At 31.4% G+C, this 20,066-nt stretch carries 22 protein-coding genes and 1 pseudogene; 21 read left to right on the top strand and 2 right to left on the bottom strand.

Going from position 1 to position 20,066, the window contains the following annotated elements; all coding sequences use genetic code 11:
• The first annotated feature begins 1 nt into the window (after position 1).
• From F7O84_RS12485 to F7O84_RS12440, 10 genes are all read left to right on the top strand, one after another.
• Positions 2-901 carry a sensor histidine kinase gene (locus tag F7O84_RS12485; RefSeq protein ID WP_192451744.1) on the top strand — a complete coding sequence of 300 codons (900 nt, stop codon included), beginning with the start codon at positions 2-4 and terminating at the stop codon, positions 899-901.
• 133 nt (positions 902-1,034) lie between these two features.
• On the top strand, positions 1,035-1,646 hold the full coding sequence (locus F7O84_RS12480; protein ID WP_192451743.1) for a DUF2975 domain-containing protein: 612 nt from the start codon (positions 1,035-1,037) through the stop codon (positions 1,644-1,646).
• Positions 1,647-1,657: 11 nt separating this feature from the next.
• Positions 1,658-1,873 carry a helix-turn-helix domain-containing protein gene (locus tag F7O84_RS12475; RefSeq protein WP_151145669.1) on the top strand — a complete coding sequence of 72 codons (216 nt, stop codon included), beginning with the start codon at positions 1,658-1,660 and terminating at the stop codon, positions 1,871-1,873.
• A gap of 87 nt (positions 1,874-1,960) precedes the next feature.
• Positions 1,961-2,890 (top strand): ABC transporter ATP-binding protein, encoded by a 930-nt coding sequence (locus tag F7O84_RS12470; RefSeq protein WP_151145666.1) that lies wholly within the window; start codon positions 1,961-1,963, stop codon positions 2,888-2,890.
• Positions 2,883-3,620, top strand: coding sequence for an ABC transporter permease (locus F7O84_RS12465; RefSeq protein ID WP_192451742.1), 738 nt, complete (start codon positions 2,883-2,885; stop codon positions 3,618-3,620). The genes F7O84_RS12470 and F7O84_RS12465 overlap by 8 nt, the downstream gene beginning before the upstream one ends.
• Before the next feature lie 8 nt (positions 3,621-3,628).
• The gene (locus F7O84_RS12460; RefSeq protein WP_151145660.1) at positions 3,629-4,450 is read left to right on the top strand and encodes an undecaprenyl-diphosphate phosphatase; all 822 of its coding nucleotides are present in this window, start codon (positions 3,629-3,631) and stop codon (positions 4,448-4,450) included.
• Between the two features lie 118 nt (positions 4,451-4,568).
• A complete protein-coding gene (locus F7O84_RS12455) occupies positions 4,569-6,023 on the top strand; it encodes an ISLre2 family transposase (RefSeq protein WP_151141076.1) in 1,455 nt (484 codons plus the stop codon).
• Positions 6,024-6,220: 197 nt separating this feature from the next.
• Positions 6,221-6,889, top strand: coding sequence for a YkgJ family cysteine cluster protein (locus F7O84_RS12450; RefSeq protein ID WP_151145657.1), 669 nt, complete (start codon positions 6,221-6,223; stop codon positions 6,887-6,889).
• Positions 6,890-7,044: 155 nt separating this feature from the next.
• On the top strand, positions 7,045-7,263 hold the full coding sequence (locus F7O84_RS12445; protein ID WP_151146730.1) for a helix-turn-helix transcriptional regulator: 219 nt from the start codon (positions 7,045-7,047) through the stop codon (positions 7,261-7,263).
• Positions 7,253-8,050: a DUF3169 family protein gene (locus tag F7O84_RS12440; RefSeq protein WP_192451741.1), complete on the top strand. Its 798-nt coding sequence runs from the start codon at positions 7,253-7,255 to the stop codon at positions 8,048-8,050. The genes F7O84_RS12445 and F7O84_RS12440 overlap by 11 nt, the downstream gene beginning before the upstream one ends.
• Before the next feature lie 76 nt (positions 8,051-8,126).
• Here F7O84_RS12440 and F7O84_RS12435 read toward each other — a convergent pair whose 3' ends face one another.
• Positions 8,127-8,579: a hypothetical protein gene (locus tag F7O84_RS12435; RefSeq protein WP_151145651.1), complete on the bottom strand. Its 453-nt coding sequence runs from the start codon at positions 8,577-8,579 to the stop codon at positions 8,127-8,129.
• A gap of 372 nt (positions 8,580-8,951) precedes the next feature.
• On the opposite strand from F7O84_RS12435, the gene F7O84_RS12430 reads away from it, so the two are divergent.
• From F7O84_RS12430 to F7O84_RS12395, 8 genes are all read left to right on the top strand, one after another.
• On the top strand, positions 8,952-10,745 hold the full coding sequence (locus F7O84_RS12430; protein WP_151145648.1) for an ABC transporter ATP-binding protein: 1,794 nt from the start codon (positions 8,952-8,954) through the stop codon (positions 10,743-10,745).
• Positions 10,745-12,163: a radical SAM protein gene (locus tag F7O84_RS12425; protein WP_192451740.1), complete on the top strand. Its 1,419-nt coding sequence runs from the start codon at positions 10,745-10,747 to the stop codon at positions 12,161-12,163. The genes F7O84_RS12430 and F7O84_RS12425 overlap by 1 nt, the downstream gene beginning before the upstream one ends.
• Before the next feature lie 2 nt (positions 12,164-12,165).
• Complete coding sequence (locus tag F7O84_RS12420) at positions 12,166-13,392, top strand: SPASM domain-containing protein (protein ID WP_151145642.1); 1,227 nt, start codon at positions 12,166-12,168, stop codon at positions 13,390-13,392.
• Between the two features lie 49 nt (positions 13,393-13,441).
• Positions 13,442-13,675: a hypothetical protein gene (locus tag F7O84_RS12415; protein ID WP_151145640.1), complete on the top strand. Its 234-nt coding sequence runs from the start codon at positions 13,442-13,444 to the stop codon at positions 13,673-13,675.
• Between the two features lie 452 nt (positions 13,676-14,127).
• Entirely contained in the window at positions 14,128-14,313 is a 186-nt protein-coding gene (locus F7O84_RS12410; RefSeq protein ID WP_151145637.1) for a hypothetical protein, read from the top strand.
• A gap of 60 nt (positions 14,314-14,373) precedes the next feature.
• Positions 14,374-15,231, top strand: a complete 858-nt coding sequence (locus F7O84_RS12405) for an ABC transporter ATP-binding protein (protein ID WP_192451739.1) — start codon at positions 14,374-14,376, stop codon at positions 15,229-15,231.
• Between the two features lies 1 nt (position 15,232).
• Positions 15,233-15,865, top strand: coding sequence for an ABC-2 transporter permease (locus tag F7O84_RS12400; RefSeq protein WP_151145631.1), 633 nt, complete (start codon positions 15,233-15,235; stop codon positions 15,863-15,865).
• A 247-nt stretch (positions 15,866-16,112) separates the two neighbouring features.
• Positions 16,113-16,841 carry a LytR/AlgR family response regulator transcription factor gene (locus F7O84_RS12395; RefSeq protein ID WP_151145627.1) on the top strand — a complete coding sequence of 243 codons (729 nt, stop codon included), beginning with the start codon at positions 16,113-16,115 and terminating at the stop codon, positions 16,839-16,841.
• A 261-nt stretch (positions 16,842-17,102) separates the two neighbouring features.
• Here the strand turns inward: F7O84_RS12395 and F7O84_RS19625 are convergent.
• Positions 17,103-17,257 (bottom strand): annotated as a pseudogene (locus F7O84_RS19625) (transposase); the annotation flags it as partial.
• Between the two features lie 408 nt (positions 17,258-17,665).
• Between F7O84_RS19625 and tnpA the strand changes: the two are divergent.
• The 3 genes from tnpA to tnpC all read left to right on the top strand — a co-directional run bounded on the left by tnpA (position 17,666) and on the right by tnpC (position 20,008).
• Positions 17,666-18,034 (top strand): IS66 family insertion sequence element accessory protein TnpA, encoded by a 369-nt coding sequence (tnpA, locus tag F7O84_RS12390; RefSeq protein WP_151145625.1) that lies wholly within the window; start codon positions 17,666-17,668, stop codon positions 18,032-18,034.
• The gene (tnpB, locus tag F7O84_RS12385; protein ID WP_151145621.1) at positions 18,028-18,384 is read left to right on the top strand and encodes an IS66 family insertion sequence element accessory protein TnpB; all 357 of its coding nucleotides are present in this window, start codon (positions 18,028-18,030) and stop codon (positions 18,382-18,384) included. Before tnpA ends, tnpB begins: the two co-directional genes overlap by 7 nt.
• Before the next feature lie 85 nt (positions 18,385-18,469).
• Complete coding sequence (tnpC, locus tag F7O84_RS12380) at positions 18,470-20,008, top strand: IS66 family transposase (RefSeq protein ID WP_151145618.1); 1,539 nt, start codon at positions 18,470-18,472, stop codon at positions 20,006-20,008.
• Positions 20,009-20,066 lie beyond the last annotated feature (58 nt).

Here is a 20,066-nt window from a genome sequence, read left to right as displayed (position 1 = left end):
GATGAAGCTTATTATAATAGTAGTCTTAAGTGTGATATTGGTTGCTTTGCTACTCTATATAATTGTATTGCATACACAGATTAGGCAGATATTAGAAGCGGTTAAAAAACTAAATGATAAAAACTATCATAAGCTCTTTGTAAAAGGAAATTCTTCTCTTTCAAAAGTAGCTCTTCAAATCAATGAGATTGAACAAAGACACCAAGAGGAGCTTCGAAGGATCAATAAAATAGAGCAAGCGAATAAGGAGTTATTAACAAGTCTATCTCACGATGTGCGAACGCCCCTTACCTCATTGATGGGGTATTTGGAGGCGTTAGAAGAAGGAGTTTTCTCAAAAGAAGAAGAACGAAAATATATTAACATTGCAAGAAGAAAATCATATGATTTAAAGAAGCTTGTAGATACCTTGTTTGATTGGTTTAAAATTAATTCGAATGAGATGCAGCTTAAATATGAAAAACTAGATATCTGCGAGCAGATGAGGCAGATTATTATTGCTTGGTTGCCAATCTTTGATAAGAATAAAATACTATGCAATGTACAAGTACCAGAGGAAGAGTATTTTTTAATAATCGACCAAAGCGCATTTAATCGGGTTATCAATAACGTATTACAAAACTGCGTCGATCATAGTAAGGCAAAACAGATTGATATAAGGGTAGAAAGAAGAAATAGTAATATTAAGATTGAAATAAAAGATAATGGAATTGGTATGGCAAGAAAGCAATTGGAACATGTTTTTGAAAGGCTTTATAAGGGCGATTACGCCAGAAGCAAAACCAATTCTGGATTGGGATTGTGTATCGCAAAGCAGTTAACAAAAATGATGGGCGCAGATATAAATGTAGAGAGCGAATTAGGAAAAGGAACAGTTTTTTATGTGGTTCTTCCTTTTTAATGAAACATAGTAAAAAGTTAAACAAAGTCAATAACAATTTAAAGTGTTACTTTAAATTGTTATTGACTTTATCTGTTCTATGTTATAAAATGACAACATAGAACGAACCTATAAAAGAATGGAGGAAGAAAAAATGGAAGATAAAATAATGAAAATGAAAAAGGAAATCAAAGGAGATCGTATCTTTTTATCCCTTATTGTAACCCTTTTGATTGGTTTTGCATTTAATCACATTTATGATATTGTACAGTTAGCTAAGAAAGCGCCAGAAGTCTTTGAAGTTAAAATGATAGAGGATGAGCGTCAAAACGGGACTTATCATTTGTTTGTAGAAGGAGAACAGTGGAGTGAGGTTAACTATAATGAATATATGGCAAGTGTAGATGCACAAGGCAATACCAATTTTAAGATGTGTCTAATAATTGAAAAGGTTGGTAAAATAACGAGTAACTTGTTTATGGCTGTTATCTTTTATTTTGCTTATCTAATGTTAGATAATATATTCCAGCCTTTTTCAAAAAATAACATTAGACGCCTACGCATCATAGCAGTACTTACCATGCTTCTATCCTTGATGCCAGTGGTAGTTATGACAATTATGAGGTATGTCTATTTTTCCTATGTAAATGTAGCTGTGTCGCAAATCAATCCATTTATTATTTTGTCAGGAATTTTGTTTGGTGTCTTATCAGAGATTTTCAAATATGGATTCGAACTGCAAGATGAAATCGACCAGATTTGTTAGGAGGATTAAATATGGCAATCATAATAAGATTAGACAGAATGATGGCAGATAGAAAAATGTCATTAAATGAATTAGCAAGTAAGGTTGAAATGACAAATGTTAATTTATCCAATTTAAAAAATGATAAAATGAAAGGTATTCGATTTGAAACATTAAATGCACTTTGTAAAGCATTAAAATGTCAGCCAGGAGATCTTTTTGAATATATAGAAGAAGAGGAAGAATAAGCAAGTAAGGAAAAAGTAAGATTTGAGTAAGACCCATGTCAGTTTCGTACTTTAACATAAATTGTGAAGTAGAAAGGTGGCGAGAACATGAAAAATAGTGACTATATCATAGAAACACAGCATTTAACAAAAGCATTTAACAAAAATATAGTTGTAAATGATGTAAGCATTAATGTAAAAAGAGGGCAGATTTATGGACTGCTTGGTAGAAATGGTGCAGGGAAAACTACAATAATGAGAATGTTGTTAAACCTAGCGCTACCGACAAAAGGTCAGATTAAATTATTTGGAGAAGAGATATCAAAAAACCAACAAAACATATATCATCGAATTGGCTCCTTGATTGAATCTCCGGGATTTTATAACAATTTGACAGGCAGGCAAAACTTACAAATACTTTCAAAATTGCGAGGAAATCATAAGGAAAGCAGTGTGGATGACGCCTTAGAAATTGTGGGACTCAAGGAGGAACATACAAAAATTTTTTCCAATTATTCTCTTGGAATGAAACAAAGACTTGGAATTGCAGCAGCGATTATGCATGAACCTGAACTTTTGATTCTTGATGAGCCAACGAATGGACTGGATCCTGTTGGCATTGCACTGGTTCGAGAATATCTAGAACAGTTATGTAAAGAGACTGGAACGACAATCCTAATTTCTAGTCATATCTTGAGTGAAATCGAACAGATTGCGGATGTGATTGGAATACTTCATGAAGGGCAGATGGTGGAAGAAGTATCTATGGATTTGCTTCATGAAAAAAATCGCGAGTACATTGAATTTGTAGTATCGGATGCAAAAAAAGCTAGTTTTCTTCTGGAAGAAGAATTCCATATGACTGATTATCGGATTGTTGGAAATCATTCAATACAGCTTTTTCAGAATTTTGAGGCAAGAGCGCGTATCAATCATTTATTTGTTCAAAATGACATTGAAGTATCTACAATACAATTAAGTGAAAAGAAGTTAGAGGACTATTTCAAAGAGTTAATTGGAGGTGATGTCATTGGCTAGTTTAGTACAATGTGAATGGTTGAAGTTAAGAAATTCAAAGATGATTCTGGTTAGTATTCTTGGGGCTATGGTGACGCCATTTATGATACTAGTAGGGATATTAAAAGAGAGAATGAGTGACCCAGAGTATCAGGTTACGTATTATACTGTATTTGACCAATCGAATTTCTATATGATTTTACTCTTTGGGTTGGTAGTATATACCGTATTTGCAGCTTTTTTGTTTAGCAGAGAGTATTCAGAAAATACGCTTAAAATGATTGTCACCATACCAGTGTCAAGAGTAGGACTTTTAATTAGTAAATTTATTGTCCTTTTGATATGGTGTACGCTATTATCGCTGCTGTCATGGATCTTTTGTTTTGTGATTGCCAGTATAACTAAGGCAACGCAGTTTAGTACTGCAATACTTTTTAAGAGTATCATTGAAAATATGCTGGCTACTGCTATTTTAGTATTTCTATTAACCCCTTTAATTTTCCTTAGTATTTATACAAAAGGAATTGTTATACCAGTCATTGCATCAGCAACTTTATTGATGATGAACGCAGCTTTATCAAACGAAGAGTTGGCAGCTTTATTTCCTTGGTCTGCAATCTATATGGTGGCTACTAATAGAGTTGAGGAAACTGGCTATTCGATTGAACTTTCGGTTCTAATCATTATAATCACCTCTATAATAGGAATGATACTAAGCATCTGGTATTTTGGGAAGAATGATATAAAATAGGAGGAGTTATGATAGAAATAATCAAATCAATTATTTTTGGTATCGTCGAAGGAATTACAGAATGGCTACCAATTAGTAGCACAGGTCATATGATTTTATTAAATGAAGTTATGCCATTATCAGTCAGCAAAGAGTACTTAGATATGTATCTGGTGGTAATCCAATTAGGTGCAATTATGGCGGTAGTTCTTTTGTTTTGGAAAAAGATATTCCCTTTTTCCTTTCAAGAGAAAAACATAATTAAAAAAGATATCTTTACCATGTGGTTTAAGATTGTAGTAGCCTGTATTCCAGCTGTCATTGTAGAATTGGCCTTTGGTGATTATATTGAAGGAGTTTTTTATCATTATCAGGTAGTAGCAGTTATGCTAATCATCGTAGGAATATTATTTATTGTAGTGGAAAACTGGAATAAAAATAGAGTGAGTAAGATTTGCTCCATTCAAGAAATAACGTATCAAACAGCTTTTATCATAGGAATCTTTCAAGTAATTGCTGCAGTTTTTCCAGGTACGTCAAGGTCAGGTGCCACAATCATTGGTGCCCTCTTACTAGGGGTTTCAAGAACGGTGATTGCTGAATTTACCTTTTATCTCGCTATTCCTGTCATGTTTGGAGCAAGCTTTATGAAACTTCTTTCTTTTGGCGTTACGTTTCAAGACAATGAACTAGCGTTGTTAATCACTGCGATGCTTTCTTCTTTTGTTGTTTCTTTGTATGTTATTCGCTTCTTTATAGGATACATTAAAAAGAATGATTTTAAAGCATTTGGATGGTATCGTATTGTGATAGGAATTGTGGTATTTATTGCGTTTGGATTTATTCTTTAGAGACTTTGCTAGTGTAAAGTTTTTGTAGGAAAATGAAATAGATATAAAAAGAAAGCACGATTCTGTGTTAGGATTTAAGTGACCAAACAAAAATCTAATTCAGAAAGAGGTGCTTTCTATGATTAAAAGTATACAACAGTTTCAGTCAGAAGGGGTAAAAAAGTTAGAAAATATATTTGTAGATTATTCAACAGATATGAAAAAGATAGCGGAAATGGTTCAGGGCGTTACAAAAAGTGTTGTTGATCTTGGTCTATCAATGATTGCTGAAGAATGGGAATCCTATGATGAAATGCTTAGGAGAAATAAACACATTCGTCGAGGCTGGCAGATTGTGAAAAGAGATCAAACATCACTAGTTACTTCTCTTGGAGAAGTAACTTACCACAAGACGTTGTTTTATCATCCCAAGGAGAAAACGTATGCCTATCTATTGGATAAAGTGATGCAGCTGGATCCCCATACCAGATTAACAGAAGATGCAGTTGCCCAAATGCTCAATGAGGCTGTAGACAGCAGCTATCGAAAAGGTGGAGAGAGAGTATCCATTAGTGAAACGCAAGTCAGCAAAGAAACTGTTATGAACAAAATACATTCCCTTGAATTTCCAAAAATAAAGCCACTACAAGAGAAAAAACAAGTGAAATATTTATATATTGATGCTGACGAAGACCACGTATCCTTGCAGTATCTTGATAAAAAAGGAGATATAAAGAAACCAAGAAGTAATACAATTATGCCAAGGCTTGTTTATGTTTATGAAGGTATTACAAACGATAATGGTCGAAATGAATTAATAGGAAAGGCTCATTTTGGAGGAATCTATGAAGGAAGTGCTGAAATCACAAGGCTTTGGGGTGAAGTGTATGAATATATCGAAAACTCGTATGATATAGAATATCTGGAAAAAATCTATATTAATGGAGATGGAGCTGCTTGGATTAAAAGTGGTCAGAAACTGATTCATAAAGCAAAGTTTGTCCTTGATCGTTTTCATATGCATAAATATATCATAGGAGCAACTTCTCATCTTTTAGATTCTGTAGAGGATGCACGAAGAGAAATCTATAAAGCAATCTATGGAGAAAAGAAATGGCTTGCAGAAAAAACCTTTGAAAAGATTTTAAATGTTACAGAAAAAGGCTCAAAACAAAAGACAGTCATGGCAGCCAGAGAATATATTCTAGGAAACTGGTCTGGAATCATGCAGTGGGTAAGAGATAAAAACAAGGAAGTAGAATGCAGCGCGGAAGGTCATATCAGTCATATATTAGCAGATAGGATGAGTTCGAGGCCATTGGGCTGGAGCAAAACTGGTGCTGATAAAATGTCAAGATTAAGGATTTATAAAAGCAATAAAGCAGACATATTGGAATTAGTGAGATATCAAAAGCAAGAGTTTGCGCAGGCAGTGGGTTGTGAAGAGGTAATATACAACAGTAATCAAATGTTTCAGATGGAACGTGCAAATCGAAAACGACTGGGAAACCTTGCAGATATACCCGTTTATAGTATTCCTTATACACAGATAAAGAAAATCGCAGCATTAAAGAATCATATTTGGGGATTGTAAAGAAGAGAAAAATAGAATAAAATAAGGACAGTCAAAAAATCGGAAACACATCAGGGGCAAGTCTGTCTATTAAAATCCTACTGTAAATTTACACTATCAGAGACTTTGATGGGCATTGAAATTATTAGAAAAAAGTAATACAATAACAAAGGGAAAGAAGGATAAGAATAAAAAATAGTAAGATATGAGGAATTAAAATGAAACGAAATGTAGCTCTCCACGAAATATCAGACGGAAAATTATATGGTGCAAATGACATGGTCAAAGCCAATTGCAATGGTTGTAAAGGTTGCTATGATTGTTGTCAGGGAATGGGAAATTCCATTATACTAGATCCCTTTGATATCAACCGCCTTTCTACAGCTCTAAAGAAACCTTTTGAAGCGTTAATGGCAGAGCATATTGAATTAAGTGTGGTAGACGGTATTATCTTGCCCAATCTAAAGATGGTAGGAACGAAAGAAAGATGTTCTTTCCTAAATGAAGAAGGTAGGTGCAGTATCCATGCTCATCGTCCAGGTGTATGCAGATTATTTCCGCTGGGGAGATATTATGAAAACAATAGTTTTCACTACTTTTTACAAGTTCATGAATGTAGCATGCCAAATAAAACAAAGGTAAAAGTGAGTAAATGGATTGATGTCAATCATTTAAAAGACTATGAGGCATATGTAAAGGATTGGCATTACTTTTTGAATGCTGTGGAGGATAAAATTAAGGAATGCAAAGATGATACATGGATTAAAAATATAAATATGTATTTGCTTCATGTCTTCTTTATGAAAAATTACGATCCAAATCAAGATTTTTACTCGCAATTTTATGAACGTTTAGGAGAAGCGAAAAAGAAGATAGAACACGAATAGTCATGGATTATATGAAATTATATGGAAAAGGGTTGACACATAAGTTGACCTTTTTTTTATATAATTACATTTATATATTGACAACTAAAGTTGGCAATGGTATGATTGATATAGAAAATGACAAGAAAAGTTGTCACAAGTTAGGAGGCGATGGTGTGCCATTATACAATTGTTTAAAAGAATACAGAGCAAAGATTAATGTGAATCAGTTTGAAATGGGAAAATTGGTAGGAGTATCCAGACAGACAATAAGTCAGATTGAGCGAGGAGATTATTCCCCATCCGTTACATTGGCATTAAAGATTGCAAAGGTTTTTAACGTTTCTATTGAAGATATTTTTCGTTATGAGGAGGATGATGAGAGTGAGAAGTAAAAATATAAATGAAATTAAAAAAGAAGATAAAAGTGCATTCAATAAGTTTATTTTAATCTTATTAATTGGAATGCTAGTTGGAGCTTTGATTGGAGTTCTATCTGCTATCCTGGGTGAGAGTATAGCCGATGTGTCTGAAAAATGGCTGCAAAATATGTTAGTATTTATTGCACCATTTGCAAATTTGATTCTGATTCCAGTGACGTTTCTCCCAGCCTTATATTTATATCAAAGTAGTCGTAGACGATATAGGGAATGGGGAGGAGAAAACGAAGCACAGTTAGAAAAGATAGAACTCAATATAAGCTATGCATTGTGGATTACTAATTTAGCAATGATACTGTCAATGTTCTTTTTTGCAGTTGGATTATGGTTAACTACTAACGCAGAATATTCTGTTTCTGGTAATTTTCTTGCACTTTGGATAGGAGGTTTTATTTTAATCAATATCTTTATAACCTTAACCCAACAAAAAGTAGTGAATTTTACAAAAGAAATTAATCCAGAAAAAGAAGGAAGTGTTTTTGATCTTAATTTTGCAAAAAAGTGGGAGAATAGCTGTGATGAAGCTGAGAAACTTAAGATTTATAAGAGTTCGTACAAAGCGTATAGATCCGTAAATATTACCTGTATTATACTGTGGATGGTATGTACACTAGGATCAACTATATGGGACTTTGGATTGTTGCCAGTAACGTTTGTCTCAATTATTTGGATTGTTCAAATATCAAGCTATTGCCTTGAATGTATAAGACTTGAGAAAGTAAGAAAAGATCAAATTATATAAAAAAAGATATGTAACCATTTTCTTTTCCAATCGGCTTAGCCTAGCTAAGCCGATAATCATTTATGAAAGCACCTTGTTAGAATTTAGACTTTTCATAATTATATGGAATGCTTGTACCAACTACGACATCTTCTATTTTTTCAATAATCAGCCAATCGTCCATATTTCCTTGATGATCAAAATCAAGAGGCTCTATTTCCTCTAACCCATCAAATTCTACCAGACAAAGACATTTTTTGTGCCAGCGTGTTTGCTGTGCTGTTGTTAGATTTAGTTTCGGCTGGTTTTCTAAGAGTGTATTTGTAATCTCTTCCTCTGATAGCTTTACATAGTTTTGAACAGATTTCACTTTGGCCTTTGCTGTGATTTTCGCAGTACCTTTCTTCATAAAATATAAGGTTTCTCCTTCAAATACCCGACTATGTGGAATCTTTCTACCAGCTGACCCTCTTACAATCATAGTTTTAGATCCTTTAAGAATTTTTTCTAATACCTTTTCTTTATTATCACAATATACTAAATGAACCATACGTATCCCCTTTCTTTTATGCTCGTAAGCAAATATAAATGTATTATGTTATAAGCTTGTACATTTATTATTTAATTATAGCATGTAATGTATTATGTTACCTCTCTTTTTGCAAAAGGAAAAGAGAGGTAACACAGTTGGTATTGTAAATGTGGCCATATCATCTAATATTACCTAAATTACCCTAAATTGCCCTCAATTGCCTCAATTGCCTTCTATGTATAGTTACTTATTTATTACGCTAAACAGCGTAATTTTAACAGTTGGTTCTGACTATAGAATTAAAATGATAAAATACTTTTAAGGTTTATTTTTATAGACGAGAGATATACTAAGTAAATCAAAACTTTAATTTTTAAGGTAGGAGTATATATGTATAAAAGAGCTAAGGAATCAATAAATATTTTTATGTATTGCATGAAAGTGTCATTTGAATCATCTGTTATATATACCGTTTTTAGGCTTATTTGTAAACTTGCCATGGCTATTTTGCCTTTATTAATTTCTTATTTTCTTAGAAATATTATTAATATTATGGCTAAAATGGATTATTTTAGTTATAAAGACGTGATTGTTCCCCTTTTATTATATTCCGCATCAATAATCGTAAATTTAATTATTGCTAACTTAAATCTATATATTATGAATATGCATTCAAATTTAATTCAAAATTATATGAAAATATCAATAGCTAAAAAAGTTGTAAAACTTGATATTTCTGCGTTTGATGATTCCGAAACATATAATAAAATTACAAACGCAGAAATGAATATTCAATCCACAATAAGTGTTATTTGGGGCTTGACAGATGTTATAGGTAGCATAATAAGTTGTATTGTAGCTTTTTGTGTATTGGTTAAATTCAGTATTTGGATGGGGATTATTATGTTAGTTATATCAATACCTAATGCAATTTACAGTCAAATTTATACTAAAAAAATATATAAATGGGAAAAAGAAAATGTTATAAAACAAAGAAAAAATCAATATTTTTATTCACTAATGATGAGTAGACAAACTTGCATGGATATTAGATTTTGGAATATCAATTCTTTCTTGATGGAAAAGTATATACAATCATGGGAAATATGGTATAGAGAGAAAAAAAAGTTGCTATCAAAAAGAAATTTCGCTCAAATAGTTACAAATTGTTTGCCGTTTTTTGTAATGGGATGCATTTTAATATTTATTTCAAAAAACATAAATTATGGAATGAGTATTGGTGATTTTTCATTATATGCATCTCAACTGGAACAATTAAATTCAGCAATAGTTAGTTTGATTTTAGCAGTTATTAGTATTTATGATAATAAATTAAGGGTAAAAAATATAATAGAATTAAAAGAGGTAAGAAATATGATTAAAAATGGTTCTATTATTTTAAAAGATACATTTGAAAGTATAGAGTTTAGAAATGTTAGTTTTACATATCCATTCGGAGTTACAAAAGTATTAAATGATATAAGTTTTAAAATATATGCAGGACAAAAAATAGCAGTAATTGGAGTAAATGGAGCTGGAAAAACAACAATTATTAAATTATTATTAAGATTTTATGATCCAGATGAAGGAGAAATACTGATTAATAATGAAAATATAAAGAAATATACTCATAAATCATTAAGAAATATATTTTCAACATTTTTTCAGCAATGTATAAATTATGCTTTTACACTTGAAGAAAATATTAGAATATCTGATATCGGTACGAACATGATGGAAAGCTTATTTAATGAGGCAATATTTAAAAGTGGTTTTTATAGAGAAATAGAACAATTACCAAAAGGGAAAAAATCAAATATAACAAAGATGTTTGATAAAGAAGGAGTTCAATTATCAGCAGGGCAGGGACAAAAGTTAGCCTTAGCCAGAACTTTCTATAGAAATCGGGATGTGCTTTTATTAGACGAGCCATCTTCTAGTTTGGATCCTCAAGCTGAGTATGAAATTTTTGATACTATAAAAAAAGATAAAACAAAAACAGTTGTATTTGTTTCTCATAGACTATCAAATATTTACATTGCGGATAAAATTTTCGTTATAGAGAGAGGAAAAATAGTTGAAGAGGGAACGCATGAGACATTAATAAAGACAAAAGGAGCTTACTATAAATTGTATTTTTACCAAGCTAGCAAATTTAGTGATATAAAGAAGGGAGAGGTATGATGACAGAAGAAAAATTATATTATACTAAAGTAGTATCTGAAAATGGAAATGAATATGTGCGATTAAATGATTCTCATACAATTTTTACTAGTGAGATATTAAAATCTCCTAAAAGAATAAAATATCTTGAGAAATTAAATTTACTCAAAGAAAGTAGATTTTTTGAGGACGAAAAAATAGATGAAGAAATAATAAGAAGAAAAATATATGAATCAGCACTTCAACAATTAACACTTGAGGTTACGACAGCGTGTAATTTTCGTTGTAAATATTGCGTCTTTGGAGGCAATTATAAGCTTATGAGATCTCATGAAACAAAGAATATGGATTGGACAACTGCTAAAAAGGCAATTGATCTTTATTTTAAGCTATTTAGTGAGGCAGAAGAATATAATTACACTAGAAAACCCATGGTTACTTTTTATGGAGGAGAACCATTAATAAATTTTACACTAATAAAAGATTGTATTCTATATATTGAGCAGCAATACACCAATTATGATGTCCATTATTCGTTAACTACAAATGGAACATTATTAACAGATGAAGTAATTGATTTTTTATATCTTCATAATGTTAATGCAGTTGTAAGTTTGGATGGTCCTAAAGAAGAACATAATAGAAATCGTGTTTATAGTAATGGTAAAGGAACATTTGATGATGTGTACATAAATATTATTAAATTATCGAAAAAGTTTAGGAGACCTGTATTTACAATCTGTGTATATGATATAAGGTCAGATATTGAAAAAATATCTACGTTTTATGATAATACAAGCGCTGTAATTTGCTTGAATACAACTCCAGTTAAATCCTTTGGTTCTGACTATTATACACAGTTTACAGAGAAGGAGAAAATAGATTTTAATGAAAAAGAAAAGAAAATGAAATATTATTTTATGAATAATATTGCCGGTGATAATAGTAAAGTATTAAATTTTTTGGATAGATATTTTATTGATCGGTGCGCAACTTTTTTTTGCTCATTTGTAGATACACATAGCGTAAATGGAAAGATAACCAAATGCACTAATCCTTGTATACCTGGACAAAAAATATTTGTGTCAGTTGAAGGTAGGATATACGTATGCGAAAAAGTTAGTCAAAGCTATTCAATCGGAAATGTGGAAGAAGGATTAAATTATAAAAAGATTGTTAATTTAGTGAAACAATATTGTGAATCTATAGTAGGATGTAAAGTATGTGAAATAAGAAATGAGTGCGGAGTTTGCAATATGATAATTGAAAATGATAATGGTTTTAATGTGGATAAGGCTGTATGCGAGAGCATATACAATACAAGAAAAAAACAATTTAAATTAGCTCTTGATATATGTGAAAAAGATCCTATATGGACGAAAATGGCTATAGCTTTATATTACAAATCGATGGAAGAGGAGGTTAAAAATTTATTGTGAATATGTATTTTAGATTATTCGAAGAGTGCTTTTTTGTTCCTGATAGAGGAGGCACAGGCGCAATTTATAATGTATTTAGTGGAGATATCTATAAAGTTACAGAGAAAGAGGCAGGTATTATTAAATTACTAGAAAGTAATGTAAGTATTAATGAAGTCCTTTCAAAAATGCCTCATATAAAAAAAGATTATTTAATTAGTCTGATTAATTTGTATAAAGAAAACGAAATTGGAACATTTTATGATAAACCGGTTTACATTAATAAATTGATTATTGATTATAAAGCTATGAATAATATTCCAGTGATGTCTTCAATTATGATTACTAGAGCCATTATTAGCTTAAGTAATCAATGTCGTCAAAAATGTAAGTTATGCTATCCTGCTCAATATTTAGGTGATAATACATGTATTTGTTGTAGTGGATTAGAAAAAAGTAATATAGAGCAGTATATGGAAATCAAAAAATTAAATAAAATTTTTTCAGCTATTGTGAAACTAAAGTGCAAGAATGTGGTATTAAAAATTCCTGATATTGAAGTAAAAACTGAGTATTTTTTTCAATGTTTAGATATAGCAACAGAATATTTATTTGAAAATATAACAGTTTTGTTAGGAAATACATGTATATGCGATAAAACATTAAATAATCTTCTAAATTATAATATAAATATAATAATACAAAAAGAAGTAAAAAATAAGGAGATAGGTTCCTCACTAAGTATATATAATAGATTAAAAAAAATAAAAGGTCATAAAAAAATATCTTTGCTCTTTATTGTATATGACGATGAAGTCAAAAACAAATTAGTGGAAGAAATTCAGATTACAAATGAAAATGGAATTAATTGTATAATTAGTAAGTATATTGAAAAGGAAAATGCAATAAATTATTATTTGAATAATCCTAAATTTGTTAATCGAACGAGTATAGAATCATTTTCCTATAATCAATATTTTCATTCATGTTTAGGGGGACTTATATACTTTGATCAAAATGGAGATGTATATCCTTGTCCAAATTTATTAGATTTTAAGATGGGAAATATTAATAATTTTAAAGAAGTATGGAATAAAGAAGGTCTTCATAAGTTCTGGCATTTAACCAGCATGGACAATATTAGTAAATGTAAAACGTGTGCTATACGATATGCATGCAAAGATTGCAGGGCTAACGAATATATACTAGGTTCTGATCTATTTAAAAAGGTGACATGTAACAAAATTTGATTATTATACTTGAATTATATGGTTTGAAAGTGATATTAAGGAGGTAAATATGGAAAGCATAGGAAATATGGAAATTATCAATGATAGTAATGGATTAGGAGTTCAACCAATGGGAACAAAGTGTACTACTCTTTGTTTATTACCTGCCGTTGCGTGTGCGGCAATAGCGTGTGGATTGGCAGTTCTCGGAATTGTTATCACATCGTCTTTAGCTCCAGCGGTTGCTACACTTGGAGGAGGAGTAGGTAGTGTGGCAGGTGATGAAACGGCAGCTGGTCAGTAATATTTTGAAAAAGATTAAAATAATGTAGACCTAGAAAAATTACTGTATAAGAGATTGAACAGTTTACGCAATACTTTCAAACCATATAATATACAAGAGGGTGTTCTAAAACGATGGTTTTTAAAATCATAAGCGGAAGGACACCTTGCTTGTAGTAAGACCTTAAGAATATGTGAGAGTTTGAGTAATAATGAAGTGCTTTTTAAATCTCCTATTTTCTATAAGCAAGTATTTTATATTCAACAATAAAAGTATACTTGAAATATAATAGAAGTTATATATAATGAAAAGTATAAAAAACAAATTATATTGAATTATTTGTTAAATTAAGATAACAAAGTAAATTTCCGACAGATGTAATTTTAAGATTACAATTATTTTAATTTTCTGTTATTTAATAGTAACGTATTTTAGCATAAGTATTGAGAATATGTATTTTATGGAGAATGAGAATGAAAAAGTTTACTAAGATTATATTATTATTATATATTGTTTTGGGACTTATTTTGCTGGTTATGGGTCTTATTATTAAAGAAAATTATTATCCCTCACTGTTTCTGGCTATGGGAGTGGGGTTAATTTGTAATAGTGTAATGCAATTTGTACGATGTTATCAGAAGAAAAATAAGAAAAGATAAATATTAAAGAAAATGTCAAATAGGAGGGAGACCAATAATTGGCATAGAAGGGAGTTTTTAATGAATATCAATACGATACAATGCGACAATCTAAGTAAATCATATGGAACATTTGAACTATCAAATATTAGTTTTTCAATATCAAAAGGTCAAGTCGTTGGGCTAGTGGGGGAGAATGGCGCTGGAAAGACCACTCTCATTAATCTTCTATTAAATAAAATTAAAAGAGATACAGGAGAAATTACCATTTTTGGAAAAGATTTATTATCCAATGAAATGGATATAAAACAAAAATTAGGAGTAGTCTTAGATGATAGCTTTTTGCCAAATGAATTTAGTGTTAAAGAAATTCAAAGTTTTATGAAAATGATTTACTCTGAATGGAATAGCAAGGAGTATTATAAATATATTGATTTATTTGAGTTGCCTGTCGAGCAAAAGATCGGGAATTTCTCAAAAGGAATGAAAAGAAAACTTGATATTGCAGTTGCACTTAGTCATGAAGCAAAACTATTGATATTTGATGAGGTGACGAATGGATTAGATATAGTAGCTCAAAAGATGATATTAGATGTATTAAAGGATAGTCTTTTAAAAAGGGATGTAGCTATTTTATTATCAACTCATAATATTATTGAACTGAAAGGTATAGTTAATGATATTATAATGTTAAATTGTGGAAAGATAAGTTCTATTGAAGATAAAAAAAGCTTAACGGAAAATTATTTTATAGTCGAGGCAGAAGACAATCAATTCCTAGAAATAAAGAAGCAGTATTGTGTTGAAAGAGCCATTAATGAAAATGGAAGTGTTCGGATATTATTAGATAAAAGAAAAAATAGAGTAAATTATAAAGAATATAAATGTAGACATGCTGAGTTGGAAGAAGTTATATATATGAAAATAAAGGGAGAATAGTATGTTAGGATTAATGAAAAGGGATCTACTTGTAATGAAGCATCAATTTCATAAAAGAGATATTTTAATAATGGGATGTCTAATCATATTTTCATTTTGGGGATTAGGGGAATATGCAATGCCTATAGTGGGGGCGAGTTGTTTGATTGTAGTATCTGGATATTGTAATACAATTTCAATATGTGATGCAAAAACACGGTGGGATGAATATGAAAGTATATTACCAATAACATTAAAGAAAAGAGTGATAGCTAGGTATATTGTATGTATGGGAATGCTTTTATCAATGTTAGTGTTTTTATTTTTTATTAACATAATTCTATCAGTCTATTCTAAAGGTATGCCCTTTAATTTTCTATTACTAGAGTTTTTTGCTGCTTATATGCAGATGTTAATAGCTGTTCCAATTAGTTTAAATAAAGGCGGTGAAAAATCCTCCTATGTATTATGTGTATTTTTAAGTATCATTGCGATAATATGTTGGGGATATAAAACTTTAGGATACCAGCTTGGACGATTAATATACATAATCAACAGAGCTATTAGTTTAAATATTTTATTAATTTCAATAGGAGTTCTAGGAACAATTATTTCATATAAAATATCGTTGAAGTATAAATCGCATACAGTATAAGAAAATTCTTAACTATCTTTCAAACTTTACTATTGCAACATGACATTCTAATGTATGTTAATATAGATAAAACTCTTTTGTATCTTCAAGAAGTAATATACCAACTTAATAGTTAGTGTTAGTTTTTTGGTATAATATATAGAAGAATTGTATTTATTGGTATTTGTTGAATTGTTATATATAAGCAAAATAATTTATTTAAAAATATTTTGGGGATTATAAAGTACAGGATAAAGGGGGTATCCTAATGATAAAGATTGCTGTTTGTTATGATGAGTACACAACTGTAAATCAAATTGAAAAATTTCTTTTAGAATTAAGTGAAGCAATGTACATACCAATGGAAATAGACATATTTTATAGTGGAAAATCGCTGGAAAAGGCTATATTAAAAAAAGAGCAGTACGATTTGTTATATTTGGATGTTTATATGAAAGGTGAAGCTGGTATAACCCTAGCCAGGAACATAAGAAAAATAGATGAATATTTGTTGATAATTTATGTATCTAGTTATATGAGACATTTGATAAAATTATTTCGCTTAGATATTTTTGATTTTATTAAAAAGCCAATTAATTTTGATGATTTTTCAAAAATATTTCTTTTAGCATATCAGAAAATATCCAATAAAAAAATATATTTTACATTTCAATACAAGAATGAAAAATATAAGGTACTATGTAGTGAAATTATGTATTTTGAGAGTAGGGGACGACAAATACGAGCATATATGAAAAATGGTGAGGTAGAGATTTTTAATGAAAAATTAAATGTAGTTGAACAACGATTACAAACAGGCAAAATTCCCTTTTTAAGAATACATCAATCATATCTTGTTAACTATCATTGGATTAAATCTTGCTCAAAAACAAAGGTAACTATTATAAACGGATTACAATTACCAATTAGTGAAGAACGCCGAAAATGCTTTGGAGAGTCTTACAGAAGGTTAATAAAAGACGAGATTGATGGATAATTTATCTTATTTAAGTATGTTTTTTAGAAAAATCATATGAAATAAGAGAAGCTATCCTTTTTTCTTCAAGAGAAAAACATTTTTTCTGTAAATAGAGTTTTATAAGGTCTTCTATGATATTAAAGACCAGGAGGCCTTTTTATTAGTCTCTATGTCAATAGTTGGGATTTGATTCTTCGAATAGCTCCTATAACTGATTTTAGGCTATTTTTATGTTTATCTTTAATTTTATATTTCTTGGTACGGCAAAGAAACCTCGTGTCAGTTATTGTTATTTAGGTTCATGCTATGTAAAATTCTTATTCGAAATCGTTTAAAGTTTTGTATACCATAGGATATACGCTTTTAAGACTTGATTTTATTATTGTATTCTAAGTAGGAGCATTTGTTAACCCATATTTGAGGGCATTTATGATTTACTTTGAATAGTTAACGCTGTTCTTTGTACCTAGTACTTTGCTTCCTGACAATTAGATAAAACTTTTCGTTTAACCGATGAGCTACAGTGCACCCTACAGTTGCACTCCTCAATTGTAAAATAACATTCCCGTGTGAAAGGGAAAGATAGGTACAAATATTTGAAAATAGCATAGAGAAATTCGTGTTACAAAAAGGCAGGGCGCAGTCCCTGCCTTTTGTGATATATTGAACTTAGCCAGTGGGAAAGGAGACACTATGGCTAAGTTTTTATCATATGAAGATCGTTTACAGTAACCGTCAAATAACATCGTGGATTTAAATACCTCCTGTTTTATGAGAAAATGACTCAAATTACTATATACAGTGTTTTGAGCCATCTCAAAATACTTCAAGGAGGTTTTAAATTGACAACACAAGAAGTAAAAAATCATTATAGCTTACAAAAGTGGGCATCCATTATTCAAGAACGAAATGCCAGTGCACTTTCCACCAGACAATGGTGCAATCAGAATGGAATTCTGGAAGGTACTTATTATTACTGGTTGAAAAAAATTCGTTTAAAGTCACTAGAACAACTGCCTACACTCAATACAGAAATAAAAGTGCAAGAAGTATCTGATGAAAATGCTATATTTGCAAGAATACCAGTACCAGACAAGCAAATATCTGCCGATGTGATGATTTCACTAAATGGCATGGAAATCGGTTTAAACAACACCGCTACACCCGAGCTGATTCATTCCGTGTTACTCGCGGTAAAACAACTATGTTAGGTGATATTTCAAAAGCGGAAAGTATTTATCTTGCTTGCGGATATACTGATATGAGAAAATCCATTGACGGTCTGGCTGCTATGGTTCAGCAGAACTTTCATCTAGATCCCTTTTCCAATAGTCTTTTTCTATTCTGTGGCAGAAAATGCAGTAGACTAAAAGCTCTTTACTGGGAAGGTGATGGGTTTGTGATTTTATACAAACGCCTTGAAAGTGGAAGCTTTCAATGGCCAAGAAATCAGGATGAAATACAGAAAATATCACAACAGGAATTCCGTTGGCTTTTAGAAGGACTTTCCATAAATCAACCAAAAGCAGTTCGAAAAATCAATATAAAACAAGCGATATAATGCGCCACAAAGCCCGATTTTACTGGATTTTTTGGCTTTTCTATGCTATAATAATCACAGTAAAAAAGTAAAGGAACTGCTATTTATGGAAACGTCAAACCAGGTTCAACTTCTTGAAAAACATATCAGCAAGCTAGAAAAAGAAAATCTTATTCTTCAGGAAAAGGTTGATTTCTTGACCCGCAAACTATATGGTAACAAATCAGAGCAGACATTATCTCTTGGTATTGAGGGACAGATGTCTATTTTTGATGAAGCGGAACAAGAAGCCAATAGTGAAGCGATAGAACCTGATATGAAAACCGTGGAATCGTATCGCCGTAAACGATTTCCAGGGCAATGGGAAGAATTATTAAAAGATATTCCTCATGAAAAGAAGCTTTGTACTCTTGCAGAGGAAGATCGTTTTTGTGTAACCTGTGGGGATATGTTACATTCTGTTGGAGAAGAATTCGTCCGTACAGAAATCGAATTTATTCCAGCGAAAGTCCGTGTGATTGATTATTACCGCGAAACCTTTGAGTGCCGTAGTTGCCGAAAAAATGGTAAACCCTATATGGAAAAATCACCCATGCCTACGGCAGTTATGCAACATTCCTATGCTTCGCCGTCTACGGTTTCTTGGGTGATTCATCAAAAATATGAGCTGGCAGTGCCACTGTACCGACAGGAAAAAGAATGGGAAGCACTTGGTGTTAATTTAAGTCGTGCTACCATGTCAAACTGGATCATTACTTGTTACCGCGATTGGCTTTCGCCAATCACAAAACTTCTGCACGAAAAACTTTTGAAACAAACATATCTTCATGTGGATGAAACTCCAGTTCAAGTATTAAATGAGCCTGGTCGCAAGAACACCACAGACTCTTATATGTGGGTGTATAGTTCCATAAAAGAAAGTCAGCATCCGATTCGAATCTTTGAATATCAACCTGGAAGAAGCGGAAAGTATCCAGAAGTTTTCTTAAAGGATTTTAAGGGCTTTATCCATACGGATGCTTATAAGGGCTATGAAAAAGTAAGTGGCATAACCAGATGTCTGTGTTGGTCTCATCTTCGCCGATATTTTGTAGATGCACTACCAAAGGATGTGAAATCACCAGAAGCAACCGTCCCTTCACAGGCAATCACATATATCAACAAACTCTTTGAAATCGAAAAGAAACTAGAGGTTCTTTCGGCAAAGGGTCGAATGGATCAGCGTCTAGAACAGGAATTACCTGTGTTAGAGGCCTTTTGGTTATGGGCAAAAACTGCTTCTATGGGAATCCTTCCAAAATCAAAGTTAGGACAAGCCTTTACTTATGCATTCAACCAAAAAGAGGGATTGATGAATTATCTATTGGATGGGAATTGTGCACTTTCTAATAACCTAGCAGAAAACAGTATTCGCCCCTTCACCATAGGAAGAAAAAACTGGCTATTTTCAGGAAGTCCGAAAGGAGCCGAGGCAAGCGCTGGTATTTATACCTTAATTGAAACGGCAAAAGCAAACGGATTAAATCCAAACAAATATATCCAATATATTTTAAGTGATATACCTGGCAGTGCATTTCTAGAAAATCCAGAATTCTTGGAAGATTACATGCCATGGGATCCAACCATTCAAAAACGATGTCGTTAACAGAATCGCCAACTTTCTAGCATATCAGAAAGTTGGTGATTTTTATATCCACAGAGTT

The organism is Candidatus Galacturonatibacter soehngenii (assembly GCF_008830185.1).
Classification (GTDB): domain Bacteria; phylum Bacillota; class Clostridia; order Lachnospirales; family Lachnospiraceae; genus Lachnotalea; species Lachnotalea soehngenii.
Note: the sequence above shows the minus strand (reverse complement) of the source record. Positions and strands in the feature narration are given on the sequence as shown.

What these genes read in the sequence shown, in the direction of transcription:
- F7O84_RS12485 (WP_192451744.1), top strand. Translation starts at nt 2, where the DNA reads ATGAAGCTTATTATAATAGTAGTCTTAAGTGTGATATTGGTTGCTTTG.
- F7O84_RS12480 (WP_192451743.1), top strand. Translation starts at nt 1,035, where the DNA reads ATGGAAGATAAAATAATGAAAATGAAAAAGGAAATCAAAGGAGATCGT.
- F7O84_RS12475 (WP_151145669.1), top strand. Translation starts at nt 1,658, where the DNA reads ATGGCAATCATAATAAGATTAGACAGAATGATGGCAGATAGAAAAATG.
- F7O84_RS12470 (WP_151145666.1), top strand. Translation starts at nt 1,961, where the DNA reads ATGAAAAATAGTGACTATATCATAGAAACACAGCATTTAACAAAAGCA.
- F7O84_RS12460 (WP_151145660.1), top strand. Translation starts at nt 3,629, where the DNA reads ATGATAGAAATAATCAAATCAATTATTTTTGGTATCGTCGAAGGAATT.
- F7O84_RS12455 (WP_151141076.1), top strand. Translation starts at nt 4,569, where the DNA reads ATGATTAAAAGTATACAACAGTTTCAGTCAGAAGGGGTAAAAAAGTTA.
- F7O84_RS12450 (WP_151145657.1), top strand. Translation starts at nt 6,221, where the DNA reads ATGAAACGAAATGTAGCTCTCCACGAAATATCAGACGGAAAATTATAT.
- F7O84_RS12435 (WP_151145651.1), bottom strand. Translation starts at nt 8,579, where the DNA reads ATGGTTCATTTAGTATATTGTGATAATAAAGAAAAGGTATTAGAAAAA.
- F7O84_RS12430 (WP_151145648.1), top strand. Translation starts at nt 8,952, where the DNA reads ATGTATAAAAGAGCTAAGGAATCAATAAATATTTTTATGTATTGCATG.
- F7O84_RS12425 (WP_192451740.1), top strand. Translation starts at nt 10,745, where the DNA reads ATGACAGAAGAAAAATTATATTATACTAAAGTAGTATCTGAAAATGGA.
- F7O84_RS12420 (WP_151145642.1), top strand. Translation starts at nt 12,166, where the DNA reads ATGTATTTTAGATTATTCGAAGAGTGCTTTTTTGTTCCTGATAGAGGA.
- F7O84_RS12415 (WP_151145640.1), top strand. Translation starts at nt 13,442, where the DNA reads ATGGAAAGCATAGGAAATATGGAAATTATCAATGATAGTAATGGATTA.
- F7O84_RS12410 (WP_151145637.1), top strand. Translation starts at nt 14,128, where the DNA reads ATGAAAAAGTTTACTAAGATTATATTATTATTATATATTGTTTTGGGA.
- F7O84_RS12405 (WP_192451739.1), top strand. Translation starts at nt 14,374, where the DNA reads ATGAATATCAATACGATACAATGCGACAATCTAAGTAAATCATATGGA.
- F7O84_RS12400 (WP_151145631.1), top strand. Translation starts at nt 15,233, where the DNA reads ATGTTAGGATTAATGAAAAGGGATCTACTTGTAATGAAGCATCAATTT.
- F7O84_RS12395 (WP_151145627.1), top strand. Translation starts at nt 16,113, where the DNA reads ATGATAAAGATTGCTGTTTGTTATGATGAGTACACAACTGTAAATCAA.
- tnpB (WP_151145621.1), top strand. Translation starts at nt 18,028, where the DNA reads ATGTTAGGTGATATTTCAAAAGCGGAAAGTATTTATCTTGCTTGCGGA.
- tnpC (WP_151145618.1), top strand. Translation starts at nt 18,470, where the DNA reads ATGGAAACGTCAAACCAGGTTCAACTTCTTGAAAAACATATCAGCAAG.